General features: G+C 38.3%; 20 protein-coding genes. All 20 read right to left on the reverse strand.

Annotated features, from left to right (window positions below; translation table 11 throughout):
• Positions 1 to 1,225: ATP-binding protein (locus tag DSZ37_RS16490; protein WP_109727951.1), on the reverse strand; the 1,225-nt coding region annotated here is incomplete at its 3' end.
• A gap of 144 nt (positions 1,226 to 1,369) precedes the next feature.
• A complete protein-coding gene (locus DSZ37_RS16495; protein ID WP_109727952.1) occupies positions 1,370 to 2,965 on the reverse strand; it encodes a recombinase family protein in 1,596 nt (531 codons plus the stop codon).
• Positions 2,966 to 3,297: 332 nt separating this feature from the next.
• A complete protein-coding gene (locus tag DSZ37_RS16500) occupies positions 3,298 to 3,393 on the reverse strand; it encodes a DUF3789 domain-containing protein (protein ID WP_109727953.1) in 96 nt (31 codons plus the stop codon).
• Positions 3,390 to 3,569 (reverse strand): hypothetical protein, encoded by a 180-nt coding sequence (locus DSZ37_RS16505; protein WP_109727954.1) that lies wholly within the window; start codon positions 3,567 to 3,569, stop codon positions 3,390 to 3,392. Before DSZ37_RS16505 ends, DSZ37_RS16500 begins: the two co-directional genes overlap by 4 nt.
• A complete protein-coding gene (locus DSZ37_RS16510) occupies positions 3,562 to 5,463 on the reverse strand; it encodes an ATP-dependent DNA helicase (RefSeq protein ID WP_109727955.1) in 1,902 nt (633 codons plus the stop codon). The genes DSZ37_RS16505 and DSZ37_RS16510 overlap by 8 nt, the downstream gene beginning before the upstream one ends.
• A gap of 2 nt (positions 5,464 to 5,465) precedes the next feature.
• Positions 5,466 to 5,825, reverse strand: coding sequence for a type II toxin-antitoxin system PemK/MazF family toxin (locus tag DSZ37_RS16515; protein ID WP_028519127.1), 360 nt, complete (start codon positions 5,823 to 5,825; stop codon positions 5,466 to 5,468).
• A gap of 503 nt (positions 5,826 to 6,328) precedes the next feature.
• A complete protein-coding gene (locus tag DSZ37_RS16520; RefSeq protein ID WP_181380354.1) occupies positions 6,329 to 6,751 on the reverse strand; it encodes a sigma factor-like helix-turn-helix DNA-binding protein in 423 nt (140 codons plus the stop codon).
• A 455-nt stretch (positions 6,752 to 7,206) separates the two neighbouring features.
• A complete protein-coding gene (locus DSZ37_RS16525) occupies positions 7,207 to 7,575 on the reverse strand; it encodes a helix-turn-helix domain-containing protein (protein ID WP_109727957.1) in 369 nt (122 codons plus the stop codon).
• A gap of 65 nt (positions 7,576 to 7,640) precedes the next feature.
• Positions 7,641 to 8,372, reverse strand: a complete 732-nt coding sequence (locus tag DSZ37_RS16530) for a hypothetical protein (protein ID WP_109727958.1) — start codon at positions 8,370 to 8,372, stop codon at positions 7,641 to 7,643.
• Positions 8,356 to 10,560 (reverse strand): hypothetical protein, encoded by a 2,205-nt coding sequence (locus tag DSZ37_RS16535; RefSeq protein ID WP_109727959.1) that lies wholly within the window; start codon positions 10,558 to 10,560, stop codon positions 8,356 to 8,358. Before DSZ37_RS16535 ends, DSZ37_RS16530 begins: the two co-directional genes overlap by 17 nt.
• Positions 10,557 to 11,297 carry an ATP-binding cassette domain-containing protein gene (locus tag DSZ37_RS16540; RefSeq protein ID WP_109727960.1) on the reverse strand — a complete coding sequence of 247 codons (741 nt, stop codon included), beginning with the start codon at positions 11,295 to 11,297 and terminating at the stop codon, positions 10,557 to 10,559. Before DSZ37_RS16540 ends, DSZ37_RS16535 begins: the two co-directional genes overlap by 4 nt.
• A gap of 5 nt (positions 11,298 to 11,302) precedes the next feature.
• Positions 11,303 to 12,460, reverse strand: a complete 1,158-nt coding sequence (locus tag DSZ37_RS16545; RefSeq protein ID WP_109727961.1) for a hypothetical protein — start codon at positions 12,458 to 12,460, stop codon at positions 11,303 to 11,305.
• A gap of 341 nt (positions 12,461 to 12,801) precedes the next feature.
• Complete coding sequence (locus tag DSZ37_RS16550) at positions 12,802 to 13,167, reverse strand: hypothetical protein (protein WP_109727962.1); 366 nt, start codon at positions 13,165 to 13,167, stop codon at positions 12,802 to 12,804.
• A gap of 106 nt (positions 13,168 to 13,273) precedes the next feature.
• Positions 13,274 to 13,873, reverse strand: a complete 600-nt coding sequence (locus tag DSZ37_RS18250; protein ID WP_109727963.1) for an accessory gene regulator B family protein — start codon at positions 13,871 to 13,873, stop codon at positions 13,274 to 13,276.
• Positions 13,873 to 14,016, reverse strand: a complete 144-nt coding sequence (locus tag DSZ37_RS18135) for a cyclic lactone autoinducer peptide (RefSeq protein WP_109727964.1) — start codon at positions 14,014 to 14,016, stop codon at positions 13,873 to 13,875. Before DSZ37_RS18135 ends, DSZ37_RS18250 begins: the two co-directional genes overlap by 1 nt.
• Positions 14,017 to 14,128: 112 nt before the next feature.
• Positions 14,129 to 15,421 carry a sensor histidine kinase gene (locus DSZ37_RS16565; RefSeq protein WP_181380355.1) on the reverse strand — a complete coding sequence of 431 codons (1,293 nt, stop codon included), beginning with the start codon at positions 15,419 to 15,421 and terminating at the stop codon, positions 14,129 to 14,131.
• Positions 15,402 to 16,142: a LytR/AlgR family response regulator transcription factor gene (locus tag DSZ37_RS16570; protein ID WP_109727966.1), complete on the reverse strand. Its 741-nt coding sequence runs from the start codon at positions 16,140 to 16,142 to the stop codon at positions 15,402 to 15,404. The genes DSZ37_RS16565 and DSZ37_RS16570 overlap by 20 nt, the downstream gene beginning before the upstream one ends.
• A 230-nt stretch (positions 16,143 to 16,372) precedes the next feature.
• Positions 16,373 to 17,473, reverse strand: a complete 1,101-nt coding sequence (locus tag DSZ37_RS16575; protein WP_109727967.1) for a site-specific integrase — start codon at positions 17,471 to 17,473, stop codon at positions 16,373 to 16,375.
• Between the two features lie 309 nt (positions 17,474 to 17,782).
• A complete protein-coding gene (gene mobP3, locus DSZ37_RS16580; protein WP_109727968.1) occupies positions 17,783 to 19,885 on the reverse strand; it encodes a MobP3 family relaxase in 2,103 nt (700 codons plus the stop codon).
• Positions 19,886 to 19,936: 51 nt separating this feature from the next.
• Positions 19,937 to 20,302, reverse strand: a complete 366-nt coding sequence (locus tag DSZ37_RS16585) for a hypothetical protein (RefSeq protein ID WP_109727997.1) — start codon at positions 20,300 to 20,302, stop codon at positions 19,937 to 19,939.
• Positions 20,303 to 20,506: the final 204 nt, after the last annotated feature.

Raw genomic sequence — 20,506 nt, forward strand, 5'->3', positions numbered from 1 at the left:
CAAGCTGTTCTGCAATCTGCTTTTGAGAATACTCGGGATGCTCCCTTATTACTGCTAAAACCAATTCGGATAACTCAGTTTGGGTAGGAGTTTGGGTAGGAGTTTGGGTAGGAGTTTGGGTAGTCTTCCCTGCAAAGAAAGTGATCATAAAGTCCTCATGATGAATAAGATACTCCGGCTGGGGATTTTTTGATGCTTCACATGATTCCTTTATTTTTTCAATTCCACGCCCCCATGATTCGATATATCCTGCACGATAGAATGTACTTGCTATCAATGGATTATAAGGTCTGGATTTGTGGGGCTTCATAAGATTCTCAACTGTCCAGTCCTCTGGGAATACGCAATCATTGGCTATCATTATCTTATCATCATATACCCTGATCTGTATAGGCGTAAGGGTTGCGTAATTCTTATGAGCAATGGCATTCAATACTGCTTCTCTCAAGCCTTCCTTCGGATACGGATATGTCTCTACCCTTGTTATATTATCGTAGGATATAATACCCTTAAGGTATTTCAGGTATATAAGGTCGATAACATTGTCTGCCTGTGAGATTAGTGATCCATGAACTTCATCCTGATATACTATGTCGGAATCAGACTTAAAATAACCGATCTTAATAAAAGAACCCGGTATCCACTTTTCAGGCTTATGATGAAACAATAGTATCGCTGCTCTTGTAGGAATATCATTATTAAGAAGATTAAGATTATCGAGAAGCTGCGGATTGTCCACACTTAACGCTTTAGAATCCATACGCTGACTGCGTTCAGCCTGTTCTCTGAATATATCAAAGCTGTCATGTCTGAAGTCTTCAGGCTTTATACCGTCTATCGGAACACTATCCCATGTAATGCCTGTCTTTTTCAATAAGAATTGATTAAGTGCAGGTCCGACTAACTGCTGTTTTGTGCTGCCCGATCTATAGTGATACTCGCCATGATAGCTGACAGGATAAGGATTGGCACTGACAATTATCTCAATATAGTCCTTTCCGCCTTTATTATGCAAATTAACATCTGCTACTATTCCAAGAGCATTTACTATTTTGTTTGGAATATCTTCTAACAGCTTTTTACTCTTTTCTACTCCGACAACCTCGCCGTCATCATTCATACCTATATATATTTTACCGCCCTGTGCGTTTGCAAAGCCACATATCCATTTAAGATATTCATCACGCCACGACTCTTTCCATTCTATATTCTGGCTTTTAGACATTATGCTCGCACTCCTTTAACTAATTTAATCTATGTAAACCGAATGGCAGTATTACCTTTATTATTGCCACTTATCCACCACAAAATGATTATGATACAATATTATTGTATCATAATCCAGTATTCTTTTCAAGTTAAATTATGTTTATAAATTATTTAACCCATTCCATCCCACACAGAACTGCTCATACTCCATATTAAGCGTTATATTTATCTTATATCCCTTTCCTATCTCAATTCGGCTGATAACCTGAGATATTATCATTTTCTTCTGTTCTACGGTAGCCAGTCTGAATTCCTCAGCCCAGCCTTTGAACATCTCATACATCGGGCGAACCTTTTCCATCGAAGCCTTCTTTTGCTCCATTTCATTGCCTATCTTCTCAAGCTGTTGGTTTATTACAGCTATTCTCTGCTGAACAGTTGTCATTGCAGCAGATAATTGCTCCGGAGAGTAGAAACTCTCTCCTATCAATGTGTTTGCGATCTCCTCATTAAGCTTGTCATATTGTTTCTGGTACTTTTTCAGTTCAGTTCCCAGCTTGGTCTGTTTCGCCCTGCATTTCTGCATTTCCTTGTTATATTCCTTTCTAAGCTCGGCTTCATCGGGAGCGTCGCTTATTTTTGAGAATATCGATGCAACTACCTCAATGACCGCCTTGTCCACTTTTTCGGCTGAGTAAACCGACTGTCCATCGCAGTCGCATAATTTTCTGCTCCTATGGTAGCATATGTATCTGAGGTAGTGTTTTTCCTTAACTTCTCCTGTCGATTTTACTGTGTACTTCTCTGTATGCATATTCGATGTCATTCGTCCGCCACAGTGTGCACAGAACATTACTCCTGACAGCATCGCCTGACTTTTGGTAGATAATGCTATCTGTCTTTCATCACTGTTTTTCATTGCTCTTTGTTCAAGTATGTACTGAGCTCTCTCAAACATCTTCTCGTCTATGATCTGAAGTTCTTTCATATGCGGTGATACTGTATCTCCTGACACCATATATCCACAAGTAAGTTTATTCCTCAAAATTCTGATTATGGTGTTGCATTGGAATTTTGCTCCACTGTGAGTTCTGACTCCGTTTTCATTTAAATAGGTGGCGAGCCTATGAGAACCGTATCCGTATTTTACAGTTTTCTCAAATATCTCCACCACCCATTCCGCTTCGACCGGATTTATTACAAGGTCATATATCTCCTTCCCCCTCTTGTTCAGACGCCCCCTCTTTTCAAGTTGATATCCGAAGGGAACGCCGCCGCCTGTATAACTTCCTTCTGCGGTAAGCTGCTGCATTCTTGTTTTTATTCTCATGGAAGTCTTTTCAGATTCTCCCGAAGCCTGCCAGAATCGGATATAGTTCATGAGCTTGTCCACATGGCTCTCGAATCTCTGCTCTCCCTCCTGAACGCTCCATACTCTTATACCATGCTTCACAAACCACTCTACTACGAATGGTGTCTCGTCATCTATACGTCCGATCCTGTCAAACATGAACACCAGCAGTATCTGGAATTCATTTCTCAGTGCCGCCGCCTTTAATTCCTGTATCGCATCTCTGTCGGTAGCTGATACTTTAAAGCCAGATACACCTTTTTCAAGGAACTCTTTTCCGACAGTCCAGCCCATCCTCTGGGCAAACTCCCTGCAAGCCTCTCGCTGCATTGGGATATCATCCTTGACTTTATCCACCTGTTTGGTTGTTGATACTCTATACAGATTATAAGCAATCTCTGACATTTTCAACTCTCCTTCTCATTTATATTAGTATAAAAGCCTGACCTCTTTTCACCAACAACAATACCACAATTTGCCTTGAATTGGTATCACCAATGCCAACGAATTATCTCAGCACTTTTTGTGCAAAACCGACTCACTTGCTATGCGATAAACTGTTACACTGATCATTAATTATATAATTGTTGATTCTGCTCTTAAAACATTCAAGAATCAGCCACAAGACCTTATCCTTTATATCTTCTGATTGAGGCTTAAAAGAAATGCTTACCTCGCATCCATTAATAGTTTTTGTCATCTCCATAGCCATCCCCTCTCTATAGCAACTATTATAACTACTCTTTATCAGCTCTGCTCGCCGCTATGCAGAAGCACATAGCAAGAACTCCCACAGTTCCGCCGAACAATGCGCCTGCAATAAACTGTATCATGCGTTCACCTCCCATTCACGGATAGTCATGTACCTCTCAGTAACAGTAACTTCGTTGATCTCACGGATCCTGACCTTCTCAGTCTCGGATATTTCTTTTTCTATGGCAGCGCTACCTATAATCTGGTCCATTACTGCCAGCATATAATCTGCAAGTCCGGGTTTGTTATTATTCATTTTTGTTTTCCTCCCTTATCTTTCTCCAGAACCTTTTAAGCTCCGTTATGTTTTCAGTTGTATTATTTTCAGGCAGTGACGACAGCGCATCCTCCCTATACGCTGTTTTTATTCTGCTGCTTGCTCTTGGGTCAAGTATCGAAACGATGCCCTTATCATCGGCACTTCTGATGAGCCTCCCTGCGCCTTGTTTCAGCTTTATTACCATTTCGGGAACTGCAACTTCCAGAAGCGGACACTCCGCCTTTGACATCTTATACTCCATGATTGGCTCGGGTACGGGAAACGGCAGTTTGAATATTATCACCTGTGATAAACTCTCGCCCTCGACATTTATTCCTTCCCAATATGTTCCGGTGCCAAGTATCACCGAATCAACGTTTTTACGGAAGTTTTCAAGTCTTTGTTCCTGAGACGAGTCGCTGCTCTGTATCATTATCTTATACGGCAACCCTGCACTTGTCAGCTGTCCAAAGACATAGTCTCTATCGTCCTTTGCAGTAAAGAGAATAAGCGTTTTTCCATGTGTTATCTTCAGCAGTCTGACTATCTCGGCAATGGCTTCCTGGCGGTAACGATTTCGGTTATACCTTTTCGGACAAGGCAGCTTATTGGACACATACATCATAGAATGCTCATCGTAGTTGTAAGGTGACTTCTTGGGTTCGGAAATACATATATCATCAGGATAGCCGAGACTATCCATGAAGTAACCGTATCTGTCTTTGAGTGTTCCTGAATTCTGAGATGTTAATGTCGCCGAAGTCAGTATCGTGCTCCTTGAGCTTGAAAACAGCAGTCGACCTATATCTCTGCGTATATCTTTCCTGCACACGTTTATGCGTACACCGTGCTCGTTGGACAGCCATACAAGGTTGGCATTGTTTTCAGAGTCTCTCAGTGTTTGCAGGCTGTGCAGCCTTCGGTTTGTCCTCATTTCTATCTCTTTCATATTTGAGCGCAGCTTGAGGACCAGCTTCTTTATTTCCAAACTTGGTCGATAATAGAAGGTCTTCATATCAGCGTCCGCTGCTGCCTGCTGCTGAGATATGTCATTTTTAAGAAAATTGAAGAAAGCGTCGATCATTTTTATGGTCTCGATTATAAGACGTGACATAGTGTTCTTTCTGTTGCTTGTGACTTTCATTATCTCTCTGCTGATCTCTCTCTGACTGAAAGAGTTGGTGAAAGCGTCCCTGAACTTGCTTTCGAGATTATGTGCCTCATCAACAACTATAGTGCTGAGATTTCCCTTGAATATCCCTCTGCCTGATTCCATGTTAAGAAGGTGCGACACCAGCATATTCTGATTGCAGATAACAATTGAATCATTACAGCGGATACGCTCACGCATTTGCAGGTACTCGCATCTTCCTCTGTATTTACAGTCATCACACTTCTGACCGACTGAGTTGATACAAACCTTATCCCAAGCTCTGTCGGTAACGCTCAGTGCTGATTTACGCTGGACTCCACGCAATGCCAGTTCAAAGAGAGCGGCAAATTCTTCGTTTTCCTTACGATGCTTTCTCGCTTCCCTGAGACATATGTAATTCTTCATTCCTTTAGCCCCCTCGACTTTCGCTTTTACTCCTATCATTTTAAGGACATTATGTACATCACGTTCAAGCTGCTCCTGTAATGCAATAGTTGACGTTGCTATCACGACCTGTCTGCGGTCACGAAAGAACTGCTGTACTATCGGCACAAGATAGGCTATCGACTTTCCGATACCGACCTCCGCTTCAACTATCAGTGAGCTTTTATTCATGATCGCCTGTGCTATCTCCTGAGACATCTCGACCTGTCCCTGACGGCGTTCAAGACCGTTCCGCTCTGCTTCATCAAAAAATCTGCTGACCGCTGTATCGAGCGGTAATTCCATTATTTTCATAGTTATTTCAACCCCTTGTTATCCATATCAAGGCTTATCCTTAGTGCTTTCTCTATCCTTCGGATATCCTTTTCACTTAATCTGCCGATATACTTTTTCAGTCTTAATACTGATATAGTCCTTATCTGCTCTGTCAAAACACAGCCCTGATACTTAGTGAGAATACCGTAATGTATTATCACATGATTGGGTAGCTGAGCTTTCATCTGAGAAGTGATAGGAACAATTATCGTCGTATCGGCATAGTGATTGCCCTTGTTGTTCTGAATTATCACCACAGGGCGTTCGTTTGCCTGTTCTGAGCCAATACCTTGTCCCAGATCGGCAACGTACATATCTCCACGTTTGGGTATCAGCATCATATCTCTCCTTTATGTATGTGGGACTGCCTTACAGCAGCCCCATGTATTGTTGTCCGCATATATCGTTTCATATGCAGACGCACCTCCGCAGGGGTGCTTTACCGTCACGCTGTGCGACGGCATTTTCCTTAATCAAAGGCCTCGGATAATCTCTCGCCATTTCTGACGCCCTCCGGGGATGGGAGCACATAAGCCGAACAGAGTCCTCACTGTTCACGCAGATCCTTGTCTCTCTGCCCTTACGGAGTCAGAGCCGCTGGTACGGACGGGCGCGCAAGTCGGCTGTCATTGCCATAATGGGAGTGGCTTCGCTCCCACCGTCATGCTCATATTTATCGCTCGCCCGTTTCCGGGGTCGTGGCGTATGGATGTCCGCGGCTCGCAGGTTTGTTGCCCACACCGATCTTGCTGCACACTTATGCGCTGCTATTCAATTGTCAAGTTTCGTGAAGTGCTTTATTGCCCTTCACTAAGTAGCCGGTGAGAACCACGATTTTCAGCAACTATTTCAAAAGTTTGGAGATTTTCACAATCCAATAAGAAATAGTTGTCTGAGGTTTGTTTATAATCAACGAAATATCTTCCTGTTTCATATCCAAAAACTTACGTAAATAGTAAGCTCGTCTTTGTTCAGGACGCAGTTCGGACAACTGTCTTCTCTTCTCAACATCTGTTATGTACTCATGCCAGTTTTCCTCAATATTGCATTCGTCAATGGTGCAGTTACTGCTTTGGAGCATATCCTCATAGTCAGACAGATCCTGCTTCTTTTCAAGATAAGCCCTGTCCGAAAGAAATGTCTCATAGTCGAACTCCCAGATAGCAAATATCTGCTCATCTGTCATTCCAAGCTCACGATAGAGCTTTTCATTTTTCTGCCATTCATTGTCAAACTTTTTCTTTTCAAGTCCATGATTATATCCCATTATTTTGACCTCCGTGTTGATTTTGATATGTAACTCAACACGGGGAATCATGGATACTTTGCTGTATAGCACAGCCATTTCTGTAACAAAAACACAAAAAGCTCCATTCCGCTTTTAAAGCAGAATAGAGCTCTTTTATAATATATAAAAGAGTAGGGTTTAACAATGCTTTAAAAGCCTGTCAAACTCCTACTCTTTATTCAAGGTGATGTTTGTACTAAGTTTTTACTTATTATTTCTATTATTCTATGACATTTCCAACATTTTATCATTATAGCATAATTGCTGTTATTTTTTATATTTGGGGACGAGTAACAAACAACATCAAATAATCGTCCGTTACAATACGGACAATGTAATGAATGTCGTTGCATACTTTTCTATCATCTCTCCTTTACTCCGTTTAGCTGTTCAGCTAAATCTTCGTCAATAATTTTGCGGTCAAAGCCGCAAAACTATTGTTCATTTTTAATTGCTTCAATAAACATTTCCCAATCGCTGTCAGTTGCGTTTACAGCTTTTGCTGCTCTTAACGCTTTTTTGACAATATCCTTTGATTGCACATACTCAACTATATCAGGGGATAGCTTTCCTGAGGCTTTCTCATATAAATCGTAAATTATGCAGCGTTCTTCTTCATTCAAATTGAATACATCAATCATCCTTTTCAGTAATTCCTGATCTGGACATACTCGCTTACCGTGTTCAAGTTGGCTGAGATACCCCATTGAAATATTAAGCATATCTGCAAGTTCTTTGCTCTGAAGAGAATGTTTACGCTTTTGTTCGGATATGAACTGACCGAAATCAGTTGCATAGGTCATATTTGTCTATTATCATTTTCCTTTCTATCCCTTATTATCGCTATTCAGAAAAAGTAGTCACATTTTTATGCCGTCGCTGTCCAGTTACTTAATAACGTTCCTGTCGGCGTTGTATTATTCCACATCTGAGCGGCAAACTGATATGTATCTGCCGAACTCATATTCAAAATCGTATCAATAGTATTAGCCGGAAGAATACCATTAGCATTGGTATTTCCAACATTTGAACCAGATGAAGATATCGCATCAATATTTATATCATAATAATGGGCAGATGATGTTCGATTTTTTAGTGATAGATACGCAACATTACTACTCCTTGTAACAATGGCTAAGGATTTGCTATCACTTGCTTGAATTGTTGATGTGTTATCTACTACGGCTGTCCAATTACTCAGCATAGAGTTACTATACATCACCGCTGCCACCTGAAAAGATACAGCATTAGGATTATTATTCATTAGAGCATGAACGTTTCCGCTTGGCAATATTCCACTATATGAATTAGTATTCATAATTGTACCGGAAGAAGAAATCGCCGACACGGTAAGCACTACATAATTATTAGTAGACGTTTGATTTTGAAAAGTCATATAGGTTTGAGTTCCGCTTCTGCCAACTTTAAATAATGAATAGCCATCATCGCCTTGCAATGTTTGCATAGAATTTGTAGAATAATTCGATGAAAAACTTTCCAAATCGGTCGAAGCTGCATTTGATAGCAAACTAGTTGTAAACATTGACATTATTGTAAACACAATAATAAACGGAAATATTTTTTTACCTATTTTTTTCATTCTTATACTCCTTATTTCTCATTGTAATAAAGAACAACACTCCTATAAACGAGGTCAAAATAACTATATTAACCATACTTGTATTATTGCTTATTGCATTAACGCTCAACAATGGACAGAATCCAACATTGACCATTGCCTTCGCTCCGAGTAAGTAAATAATTATCGGAAGCGCAAATATCGCAAAGTTAATGAGCACTGCGGCGGTCGTATTCCTGCACCTTGATGACACCCACAGCATAACGAGCGCGGACAATATGACAAACAGTGTGCGGAGAACTGCAACGAGCAAAAGGTACTGCCACACCTTCATATTCACGGGCAAGCTAATGAAGTCCGTAATACTGCGGAGTGAGCCACCAAGTCCGCTGTGGCCGTAATACTGCGAAACAGTTACGCTGTACGGCACAATCCACAGCAGAGCCGCAAGCAGTCCGTAAATAGCGACCGCAAGTACATTCCTGCGGAGATAGCTGCGTTTTCCCGAGGTTGTCGAGCTAATGATGAAGCTCATTTTATACTTGTTGTCATTCGCGATGAGCGGCGATACAAGAAAGACCAACAATAATACCGCTGCAAGAGCATACTTCATATCATCATCATATCCCGCTTTGCCGAAAGCACGCTTATATCCTGTGTCGTAAAACATATATGCTCCGTCAATATTCTTTATCTGCTGCAAGCGCTCATATGCAGGAACAAATCCCATGTTTGGAGCGAGCTGCTTGCTTAGCTCGTTCATCTTTGTATAGTTATTAGGCTCATTTTGCTGGATTTCGTTCAACTGAGACTGTAAGTCCGAAAAACGTGCTGATTCATTCTCGAAGAATTCTATAGTATCAGCGTTAATTGGACCTTTTGTTTTTTCAGTATAGTACTGATAGTAAACATCAGATGGATCATACTTTTTCATAAAGTTGTGTGACATAAAGCCTGCAACTGCAATAAACAGTGCAATAACAAGTGCGCCTTTCTGCAGTATAAGCGACTTGTAAAGAGTATACCAAATTTGTGAATGCACTTTATTACTTCTGCCGTATTTCATTTTTAGACCGATCTTGCGAAACTCGAGGTTGCGCTTTTTTGAGTAGATATACGCAGAAAGGCCGCCTCCTACTAATGTGAATATTAGCAATGCACTGATTGACGTCGGGATAAGTGGAACGGGATACTCAAAAAAGTTTATATTCTTATAATTGCAGAAAATCTCGTTAACTTTTGTAAAAGCAATAATATTGATATAGTGAAAAACGCTGTAAATTGACAGTGGATGTATCAGTGCGTAGAGCACTCCTTCTATAACGAGAATTGTCGCAGAGATACCGTAAAAGCTAACTGTGTTTTTAGTGTTTACCGCAATTAACGACAGTACCACTCCAATGCAAAAAATTGCAATAAATTTGAAAAGTACATACAGTATGAGATATTGCCAAATATTGATTTTCAAATTGCAACCTATAAAGCCACTAAGCGATTGTATCGGGCGCGATAAATCTCCTAATCCATAAAGGTATGAGCTGATAAAAATGTTTTCAGCACATAGCAGAAGCACAGCTAAGAATACGGTAACACCAAGTGTCGCAAGCTTAGTTAAAAGTAAATAACCACGTCCCCGTTTCAGCGAAAAAAGCAATCCGCTCATTCCTTGCTCGCGGTCGGACAGCATAACTGAAAGAACCGCAAACAGCACAATAAAGCCGCACAGAATATCTGTGAAGCTATTGTCGGTTGCTAAAATTATGCCCTGTGATCGGTCAAATCCAGGGACGACATCCTGTACATTTTTGTATGCTGGAGGCGTCTTCAGTATACTACGATAATTAAAAGTATCCGGCTTGGCAAAGATGGAGATCGAGGTCATTGACTTTGCTTGCGAGTCAATACTTTCAAGAAAATCTTTGTATGTCAACACACTCTCGCATTCATCACGGAGCTCTGCCATGGCAGTCCATTTATACTGTGTAGCCTGCGAAAAATCACTGAGTTGCTCGTCAAGCCAATCGAGTTTTTCCTCGTCAGTCATCTCGTCAAGTACATCGTAAATCTTCTGATAATCAGTTGAAACAGCCTCTCCCGAATTTGCCGTTCTGAACATAAGATAGGCGTTCAAAGTAAAAACAGCGGCAATTATCAGCAAAAAAACTTTTCCGCTGAAAAGTTTTTTTAGTTCAATTACAAGAACTCTCATTTTTGTACCTCGCCGTAGTATTGCATATACAGATTTTCGAGGGTTCTTTCGCCATCTGTGACCTTTTTTACAAGCTCTGGGATGGTACCGCTGTCTATAAGATGACCTTCCTTAAGAAAAAGAATCTCTTTAGCAATAGTCTCTATGTCGGAAACAATGTGAGTAGAGATGATTATTATCTTCTCATGCCCAAGGTCGGAGACCATATTGCGTATGATGACGCGCTGTTTCGGGTCGAGACCTGCCGTCGGCTCGTCGAGGATAAGCAGGTCTGGGTCACCGAGCATTGCCGCCGCGATGAGTACTCGCTGCTTCATTCCACCCGAGAAGCCGCCCATTTTCTTGTCTATGCTCTCGGTGAGCTCCACACGCTCGACGATACGCGGTATCTCGGCTTCTGCGGACTTGCGGTCGAGGCATTTCAGCGAGGCGATGTAGCTGAGGAAGGTGTGGGCGGTCATGCTCTCGTAGAGATTCTGCTGCTGTGGCATGAAGCCGAGACGGCTGCGGAACCTGTCCTTCAGTAGGCGTGTTTCCTCGCCGTTCCAAAGAATCTTTCCGCCGTACTGATCGGGCAGGAGGTTGTCCGTTATAATGTTCATCAGTGTAGATTTACCTGCACCGTTCGGACCGAGAAGTCCATAAATACCGTTTGTGAATATATATGAAAAATCACATAAAGCATGCTTTTTTCTGCCATAATGCTTATTAATTATTTGAAGTTCAAGTGTACTCATTTCGGTTAATCCTTATCAAGAGAAAGTAGTTCATCCTCGGTTAGTTTAACTACTTCTGTACAGTTAGAATTTGAAACAATATAAGAATCATCATAAAACGACAATATGTTCCACCCCTTATATTTCCCTAAGGTATGTTTAGAACTATCGTTTATATCATACCAACAGTCATTCATAAATATTTTCTTGTTAACGAATCTCCCATAAATTTCGACATCTAACCCTTTAATAACGAAAGTTTCTCCTCCATATATTAAAGTGGATGATTTATCAGGATAATTACTGTACAAATAACTATCATCATTCATAAACGAAGCAGAAGGTAATTCACTTTGTTTCAATTCTCCAGTGTTTAAATCATACGTAAAATTAAGTATTGTAAAATAATCACGTGCATCGAAATTCTCGTTATAAGCTGTTTGAGGTATTTTTTCTTTCAAAAAGCTATACTCAATATATACTTGCGAATTATACACACCGGTAACTTTGGCTGTGCTTGATGAATTAGCGGCACTATATTGTTTGTCATTATATATCAATCCATGATTTGTATATTCTCTCGTCGAGAGATCAATGCTACAAAAATAATGCTTTCCACCAACATTACTTGATAATATATTCCCATACTCGTCTTCTGTTGGATTCATATCGTCACCGCAAAAATAAATTGTATTGCCAGTAAGTGCACAACCATCAAAATCACGAGGTACACAATCAGTAAATTCAACTATCTTTTCAATGTTTGATGAATCAAGTGAACAACGATTAAGCGATGATTTTATATAGTATTCTCTTTTTTCTTTTTCTTCTTTTATACCACTTTCTGATGTAAAATAATAAATATAATCTCCATGAATTATGGGAGTATCTCCAATAACGTTTGAAATACAATCAGAAGAATTATGAGTGCAATTAGGTTTAGAACATAGAATCATCTTTTTCATGGTTGCAAAATCAAAATACCAATGTGGTTTTGTATTAGATATAAATCCCTGAGAATAAACGTTTTGTGATGTTTTGATATATGTACTGTTATTAATTGAAGCTATAGAATTTGAATTAGATTTTTGAGGTGATTTATCTATAGATTTATTCTCTCCGCATCCTGTAAATATAATAGTTAAAGCAGCGAGTAAAGTAAAAATACTTTTTTTCATTTTCATTAATCCCTTCCTTATTCTAATATTATAATACGCACGATTTTAAAATGTTCACAGACATTTTGAAATCTGTCGTTCATGATGACAGGCGACGAAAAGCAACACAAACGTTCATCCTCAAAATAGAAGTGTAGCTGTATTACAAACTGTAAAAAGCACTTTGTACTTCTTGTAATAAAAGTAAATACAAATTAGTTTTTAACTAGTACCAAGAATTCTTCATCAATTTGTTTATATGATGATATAATGATACCGCACAAGGAATAATAAAAATACTGGTAAATTCTTATATATTCCTTGTGCAGTTAGTCTATACTAATTAATTGAGTAGTTATAAATCATAATCAAGTTGCCCACATTGTTGTGCTTCCACTACCATTAGCATTTTTAACATAATGATATGAAGTAGCTGTATCCACCGATCCATTTGCGGTTACATAAACCGAGGTAGTGTTATATGCAGATTTTAACGTATCGCCAGTTAAGGTTCCTCCAGTTGTTGCTGTGATACTTGCAGTTATAGTTGAACAAATAATTGTACAATTTGTTGAAGCAGAAACAAAACTACTTGTTACAGAAAGAATAGCAGATGCATTCGGACTAAAGCTAGTATAACCAGTATCTGCACTTGCACTCATCCCTACTGCACTTACAGCCATAGTAGTAACAGCAATAGCTGATGCCAAAACCTTTTTAAATGTTTTTTTCATAAAGAATACCTCCTAACATTTTTCATTAACCTATTATTTTACTTCAAAATACAACTGACTATAAAGCATATTTGCTTTTCGTATTATCCGTAAAACCTAAAAAGTCTTATATACAAGCAGCGTTCATACGCTTTCTTTGAATATAGTTTTTGATTGATCCTATAATCATAAGTATTGATAGCGAGAATAATGCTGTAGATATTATTTTGTAACAATTCGCAAAATGCATGAACAAAAAAAGGTGGTATAATAATACTTCTAAGAAAGCTATAATGTACGCTTTTTTACGAAATAATCTTTTCTCAACAATATCGAGTTTTTTATTCTCATCTTCCACCGGTGCTAATAATAATATTATTATTAAGCTTATCAAAACAAGAACTTCATACAAAACAATGTTGAATGCAGTATATTTCGCAACCAAAAGAATACAGGTAATCATTATTACAGAATAAATATAGCAGCGAAAATGCGTCTTTGCATGGTATCCACCGCAAAAGCTACGTAATGGCACATAACAAACCAAGAACAGTATGCTCGGATATGCCATTCCACATAAAACACCGATAATAATTGTCGTCAGGATGTTCAATGTGAGATTCAGTCCTTGTTGGATTCCGTATCGATAGACTTCCTTATCTTCAGGTGCAAACTTATTCTGTTGTTCGAGAATATCCGCTATGTAGACTGACGTTTTATAGAACATCAGAATCTACGAAGTTTCTTGGCAACTTCAGGAACTTCATCCTGATGCATGGTGAAAATACACGTTGAATTAACTGTAAGTGAAGTCACAACAAGTGCTAATGCAGCTAAAAGAGTTGAGTTTCTTTTAATAAAATTCCTCACAAGAACAACCTCCCTTCATCAAGTATTCTTTCGGTATATTTAGTGTACACCTTTTAGTCAACTTGTGCGGGAAGTTGTAAAAATTTACAGTTTTCTTGTAACTTTCCAAGATTTAGGGAAGATAAAGAAGCACTTCTGAAGTAAAAACATTTTCATTATGAGACAATTTCAGCAGTCCGTTATACTTTTCGGCTGTTCTTCTTATATTCTCCAATCCTTTTCCATGCTCAGATTTATTCTTCTTCGTACTCACGATTACACCATTTTCGTATAGAACAATTCCATCATAGGTGTTAGATACGCATATAACGAGCATTCCTTTACTATATTTGATTTTTATACTTATTCTTTTATTTTTATTTATTTTTTCAAGAGCATAAATGGCGTTATCAATGATATTAGTCAATATGGTTGAAATATCCATTATCTCAACGGAAAGTTCAGTTGGAACACTGACATCAACAATTATATCGACATCTCCGTCAGTTATAGAATTCAATTTGTAATTGATTACGCTGTCTATAGGGATATTTCCTGTTGAAGAGTAAATATTCCTGTGTTTTTGGCTATCTTCTATCAATTCTCCAATATACTTTGTTACCGTTGATGTTTCGTTTTTACTAATAAGCTCATTTATCATTGTCATATGATTATTAAAATCGTGTCTGAATGCATTGGAATCATCAACCGCTTTTTGCATTAATAAGCATTGTTTATGGTAATAATCACGTTCCTGATCTAATATTGCATTTCTCAGCTTATCCTGATAAGCTTCAAGTATTGAATTATATAAAACAAAAGATATAAAATTGATCATAAAAAGAGTTATTACTGAAAGAACTACCTTAATTTGAGAAATATTTGGTGTACTGACTACAATCATTTCGACGATAATTGTAGATAACGGTATCAGAAACGAAGGAAGTGACATTTTAAACGGAAGAGCTGTATCGTAAGTGCTTTTCTTTTTAGCATTTATAGATAATAAAACTAAAACGACAAAGAACTGTAGTATTTTATCAATAAATAGTCCCAACACATTTGAATAACCATATTTATCAAATATGCTCATATACGGAGTAAATGTTAGGGCTGTCACAAGAATTTCAACAATCAATAATATGATATAAATGTATAATGATGCAACACACCGCCTTTTATAGTCGCCTTTATAAAATATAGATATTCCTATAAAACATATAATATTTGTGATCAGCATTAAAAAAGGAATATCGAATAAAAAATAGAACGATGTAGTAATTATAAAAAAAACACTGTACGCTATATATGATTTGGTTTTTCGCTCTGGTATAACACCAAGATACTTATCCATAAATAATTTAACGATATATACTGTAAACAAATTTGATATGATGTATGTTATGTTATATGTTGAAATATTCATTTTTCTCCTCCTCATTGTTGACAAGTTCTAACTGCTTTTCACGTATTTCTTTTCGTTTTGATTGAGATATTGGTAAAACAATATGATTTGACATTTCTACAGACTCATATGTACATCTGCGGATGTGGATTGGATTGATCAGATAGCTTTTGTGTATGAAAAGAAAATCAAATTTACTTAGCTGTAAATATATATTCTCTAATGTTCCGTAAAATTTTTCTGTTTTTTTATTGTAGTAAATGGTTACCTCTCTTTTATGGCTTTCAAAATAGAGAATATCTTTTATAGGGACTTTAAAAATATCATGTCCGACTTTATAAGTAAAAGCCTCAGCTTTCAGATTAAGCTTACGTATTAATTTTACAAAAGCCTTTTCAATTTTCTCTTCATCCAGAGGCTTGGGCAGAAAATGGAAAGGGTCAAAATCGAAAACCTCAATAGCATATTCTGTATTGCCAGATATATAAATAATTTGAGTTGCTTCGTTACCCATTGTATTTCTAATTTGTCGGCTGACATCTATTCCTGACAATTTTTCCATTTTAATATCAAGAAAAACTACATCGTAGAAGCTATCCTCCATAAGTTGAATCAAAGCCTCTCCACTATAAAGCACATCAATATCAGTAGAAATTCCATACTTCTTTGATAACTTTAATAAACTCTTTTCGACAAAAGCACAGATATTGTTTTCATCATCTACAATTGCAATTTTTAACATATCCCCACCACCATTAAGTCTATTTTATTAATTCTATCATAGTATTAGTAAAATTACAACTATTTTCCAGAATTAAAGCAGGTTTTTAAAGGAAAGATGGCAAATAGTAATAGAAGATTACGTTTTTATTATTTTCGTCAATTCTGCTCATCAATCTAATGTGTGCCGTTTTTTCTCAATACTTAGGTGCGTATCAGCAATTCCGTTACGACAAAATGACGGCTGAAAGCTTAAGATGACAAACAAAGACGACTTACATAGTTTTTCTTAATTTCTAATGATGAATGGACATATCGGTTAAGGGTAATAGCAGCATCTGCATGACCGAGCAGTTCACTGAGAGCTTTAGGATCAAATCCTTTTTCTATGCAAACCGAGGCATACGTGTGCCTGAGAATATGAAAATTCACATTACGGAGGCCGCAGACTTTCAAAATGGACTTAAATCTGTTCTGCATGGTACGAGGTTCGGTAGGACTAGCAGAATTTGTTATTATATAAAATCCTTCAAAGCTCTTGTATTCCTTTAAAAATGTCATCAAAAATTCAGGAATTGGAACTACTCTTACAGAGGTACGGCTCTTTGGTGTACCAATAATTACCTGAGATTTTCCATTCTTTGTTATACGCTGCACTGTTCTTTTTACGGATAAAGTGCAAGCAGTGAAATCGATATTCTCCCACTTTAAGCCGCATAATTCCCCTATACGCAGTCCTGTAAACAGACATAATAATACCGCAAGATTTGTAAGGCTCATATTATTAATAAGATAGTTTTCTAATCCTCGCCTCTCCACAGGAGTTAATACATCAGTATAATGTGGTTCTGTCTTAGGCATGGTGAAATTGCTTTCGCGGATCCCGTATTCACGATAAGCATAACGCTCAATACTGCGATATACGGTAAATATATCACGAACTGATTTCGCAGATAAACCGCCTTTACCGTTTAGTCTTCCATTGTTCAGCTTAAAATGGATAAATTCATTTATTCTACTTGCGGTAAGAGCCGAGATGTGTTCTCCACCAAGAACAGGCAGAATATGCTTATTCAATATATTCTCATAATTAGCATAGCTTGATTCCTTCACACGCAAACGTGCAGCATTCAACCATTCTTCGGCTGCTTCACGGACGGTCAGCTTTATTGTTGATGTAATCTTTTCTGACCTTACAGAATAAAGCTGTGCCATCTTATCCTTTACATCGGATAATGTCTTGCCATATACGGACTTATACTTTTTTGAGCCGTCAGCCTTGTACCCGACATGGACTCTGCCTTCAAAACGCCCATCCTTTCTTTTATAAATGTTACTTCCTCTTTTTGCCATAGATATCACTCCGTTCTGACTATATTTCTGACGGTTTATTGATAGTTTTTCCGCAGATAAACCGTCATCGATACCTACAGAAAAATTAATTTTTCATAAAAATTCGTGAAAAGGTATTTACTTTTCAATTCATTATGATTATAATATTATTAAAAACACCGTTCAAATCGGATACACCTCCACGTTTTAATGAGCAGAATTGACGAAAGGGCGCACCAATATTACGTTGATACGCCCTTTTTGTTATTTACACAACTGATCTGACCATATTCAGACTTAATCTAAGCTAATCAAAAAAATGCCTATATATCAATACATTTCTATACCACCAGGCTTTACACCAAGCTCTTGTTTCTTCTTTTGGATTATACGCATGAGCTTCTTATCAACTTTATGTGATACTCTTCTACGGCTTCGAGCGTTGTCTTCTTCTATTATCCGCCCGAAGTCAACAAGTAAACTGACAATGGTATTTGATATCATATAGTTGTGGCCGTTATCATAATTAATCAGCCTTTCTGCGTACTCGTTTCCTTCGGAAGCAGACTTCGTAAGCCATTCTAAAGCCTTTTCTCTATCGGAAGCGATTCCATCTTTTCCGAAAAGATATATCCTTCCAAGCCAATATGAAGCCCACGAATTATCATCAGCAATAGATTCAAACAGCCTGACTGCTTTGATAACGTCATATTTTTCTTGTGTAAGATATAGTTTTGCAAGCTGATATATCGCATGGCTGTTATTAGCCGATGCTGCTGCCGACAGATATTTTTCAGCTTTGTCATAATCAGCAGGAATGTATTCACCGTTAAAATACATCTTTCCCAGCATATATTGTGCATATTTGTTATCAGCCACAGCAGACTTTTCCAGCCACTTGAAAGCAATGTCAGGTGCTTTCTCAGTACCGCATCCGTACAAGTACATCTTGCCGATACGGTATTGAAAGTACGAACTCATTTTATTTGCTTTAGGCGCTATATCAATAAAACCTGCAAGTGCCGTTGCAAAATAACGCTTAACTGTTTCATCATCGGTACTGTACCTACCCATGTCATAAATAGCAAGTACATTTCCTTTTTCAGCCTCCGACTTCATAACAGCGAGTGCCTCTGCTTTTTCATCATCTGTCGGGTATTGTGATTTGAGTATCCTCGATGCTGCCTTGTATTCATCTGACCATTTGAAATAATAATTACTGTCATTTTCTTCAGTATCAACATACTCATAGTCATCAGCGAAAGATATATCAGTATCTTCCTCAATATCATCGTGAGTCTCTTCAGGCTCGATGTCAGGAATCTCAATCATATTTACGACTTTTCTTATGATCATATTTTTTACCGAGCGGAACTCCTTGTTCTCAGCAAGCTTTGGAAGCTCCTTATCCTTTTGCGTGTACATTTTATACTTAGCCTTTTCAAATTCGCACCACTTATCATACAGCTTTTGAATATCTTCATTCTGTAATAACAGAAAAAATATATCATCTACTGTCTGCTTGATCTCTTTAGGAAGATATCCATACAGTTTCTTTCCACCAATGCTTTGCAGTTGAGCATTTAATTCCCTGACCTTTGTAACAAGCCTTTCATCAACTACTCCGCTTCCGATTTGAGATAATATTTCACTCATCTGATCTTCGGACAGTGCTTTCAGTTCATCACGGGTAAGCGTTTGCTCCTGATAAATACTTTTCATATCTTCATGGAAAATATCGTTTGCAAAAGCTGAACGTATTGCAGCCATACCTTCTTTTGTAAGGTATCCTTGTCTTGGATCTGATGAATACACTATGAGGTGAATATGCGGATGATGTGTTGTGTCATGAAAAGCTGCATACCACTTCATATTTGCAAGCGGAATATTCTGTGCCTTTGCTATATCGTCAATGTGACGCTTCACAAGCTCACGCCACATATCAGAATTTGTATAGCCAAGCCGCACTGCGTCCTCACGACGGAGTGAGACTACATGAGTCCATACATATCCGGGATGCTCGGCGACTTCATTTGCAACTGCATTCAGGTCAATAGGCTCATCACTTCCATTGAATAATCCATGTTCGCCACGTCTTTCTGCTCCTGGTCTATTTGCCACATATCCTACGAAGTTCCTTCTGTTACCGATAACATCAGCATGACGTTCTATGATAGTTGATATTAGTTCCGAAGCGTTTTCTGATGAAGGATTCTTAGTGTAATCTGTATATTCAAGGTACTGCTTCGCCATTGGGAACTCTTTAATCAGCTCCGCTATGAGCTGCTTTTGATTTGCAGTTGTTTTACCTGTATTCTGCGGACGCTTTTCCACTGACTCACGGGTAGCAATGTACTTTGTAAAATTCCTGCGCTTTGTTTTACCACGCTTGCCGCTTTTTAGATAGCGGCTTGAAACAATTAATTGAGCCATACTCTCACCTCCATGATATATGTATAGCGCTGTATCATACAGCGCTTTTATTTATTCCTCACTCCGCTGATATCTCACAGCACTTTCAAAGTTTATTATACCGTTTATGCGTCTGACCTCGTCCGTGACCATATCACGAAGTTTGAAAAGAGTTGTGTCATCTATATCATTGATAGCTGCAAGCATGTGGGTCTGCACTCCAACCTCGACAGCTAACTTGAATATGGCACGAGACAACCTCTGTTCTGTCCCTTTTATAATTCCGTCAACAATCGTACCTACCTGCGGTGCAAGATATTCAATGAGTTCAGGCTTATTCTGCATAAGATGAGCGCAGTAGAAACGAATTGCTTTTTCCATGAACTCAGTTTTGGTAGGACAGCAGTCAGCCTTGTACAGACTATTGACTGTTTTCATTGTCTCCGGATAGATGTACAGCGGAAACTTTATTTTAGAGGCGGTGACTCCATCAAAATTCTCCGAATCACTGCTGTTTTTCTTTCCTTTTGTACTATTTGACTCCAAGTTTTTTCACCAACTTTCATTTTGACTCCAATCGATAAATTCTGAAAAGCTCGAAAATGCGGTCGGCTTTGCCGGTCCGCTGTGGAAAGGCTGGCG

Source organism: Ruminococcus flavefaciens (assembly GCF_900116855.1).
GTDB classification, from domain to species: domain Bacteria; phylum Bacillota; class Clostridia; order Oscillospirales; family Ruminococcaceae; genus Ruminococcus; species Ruminococcus flavefaciens_R.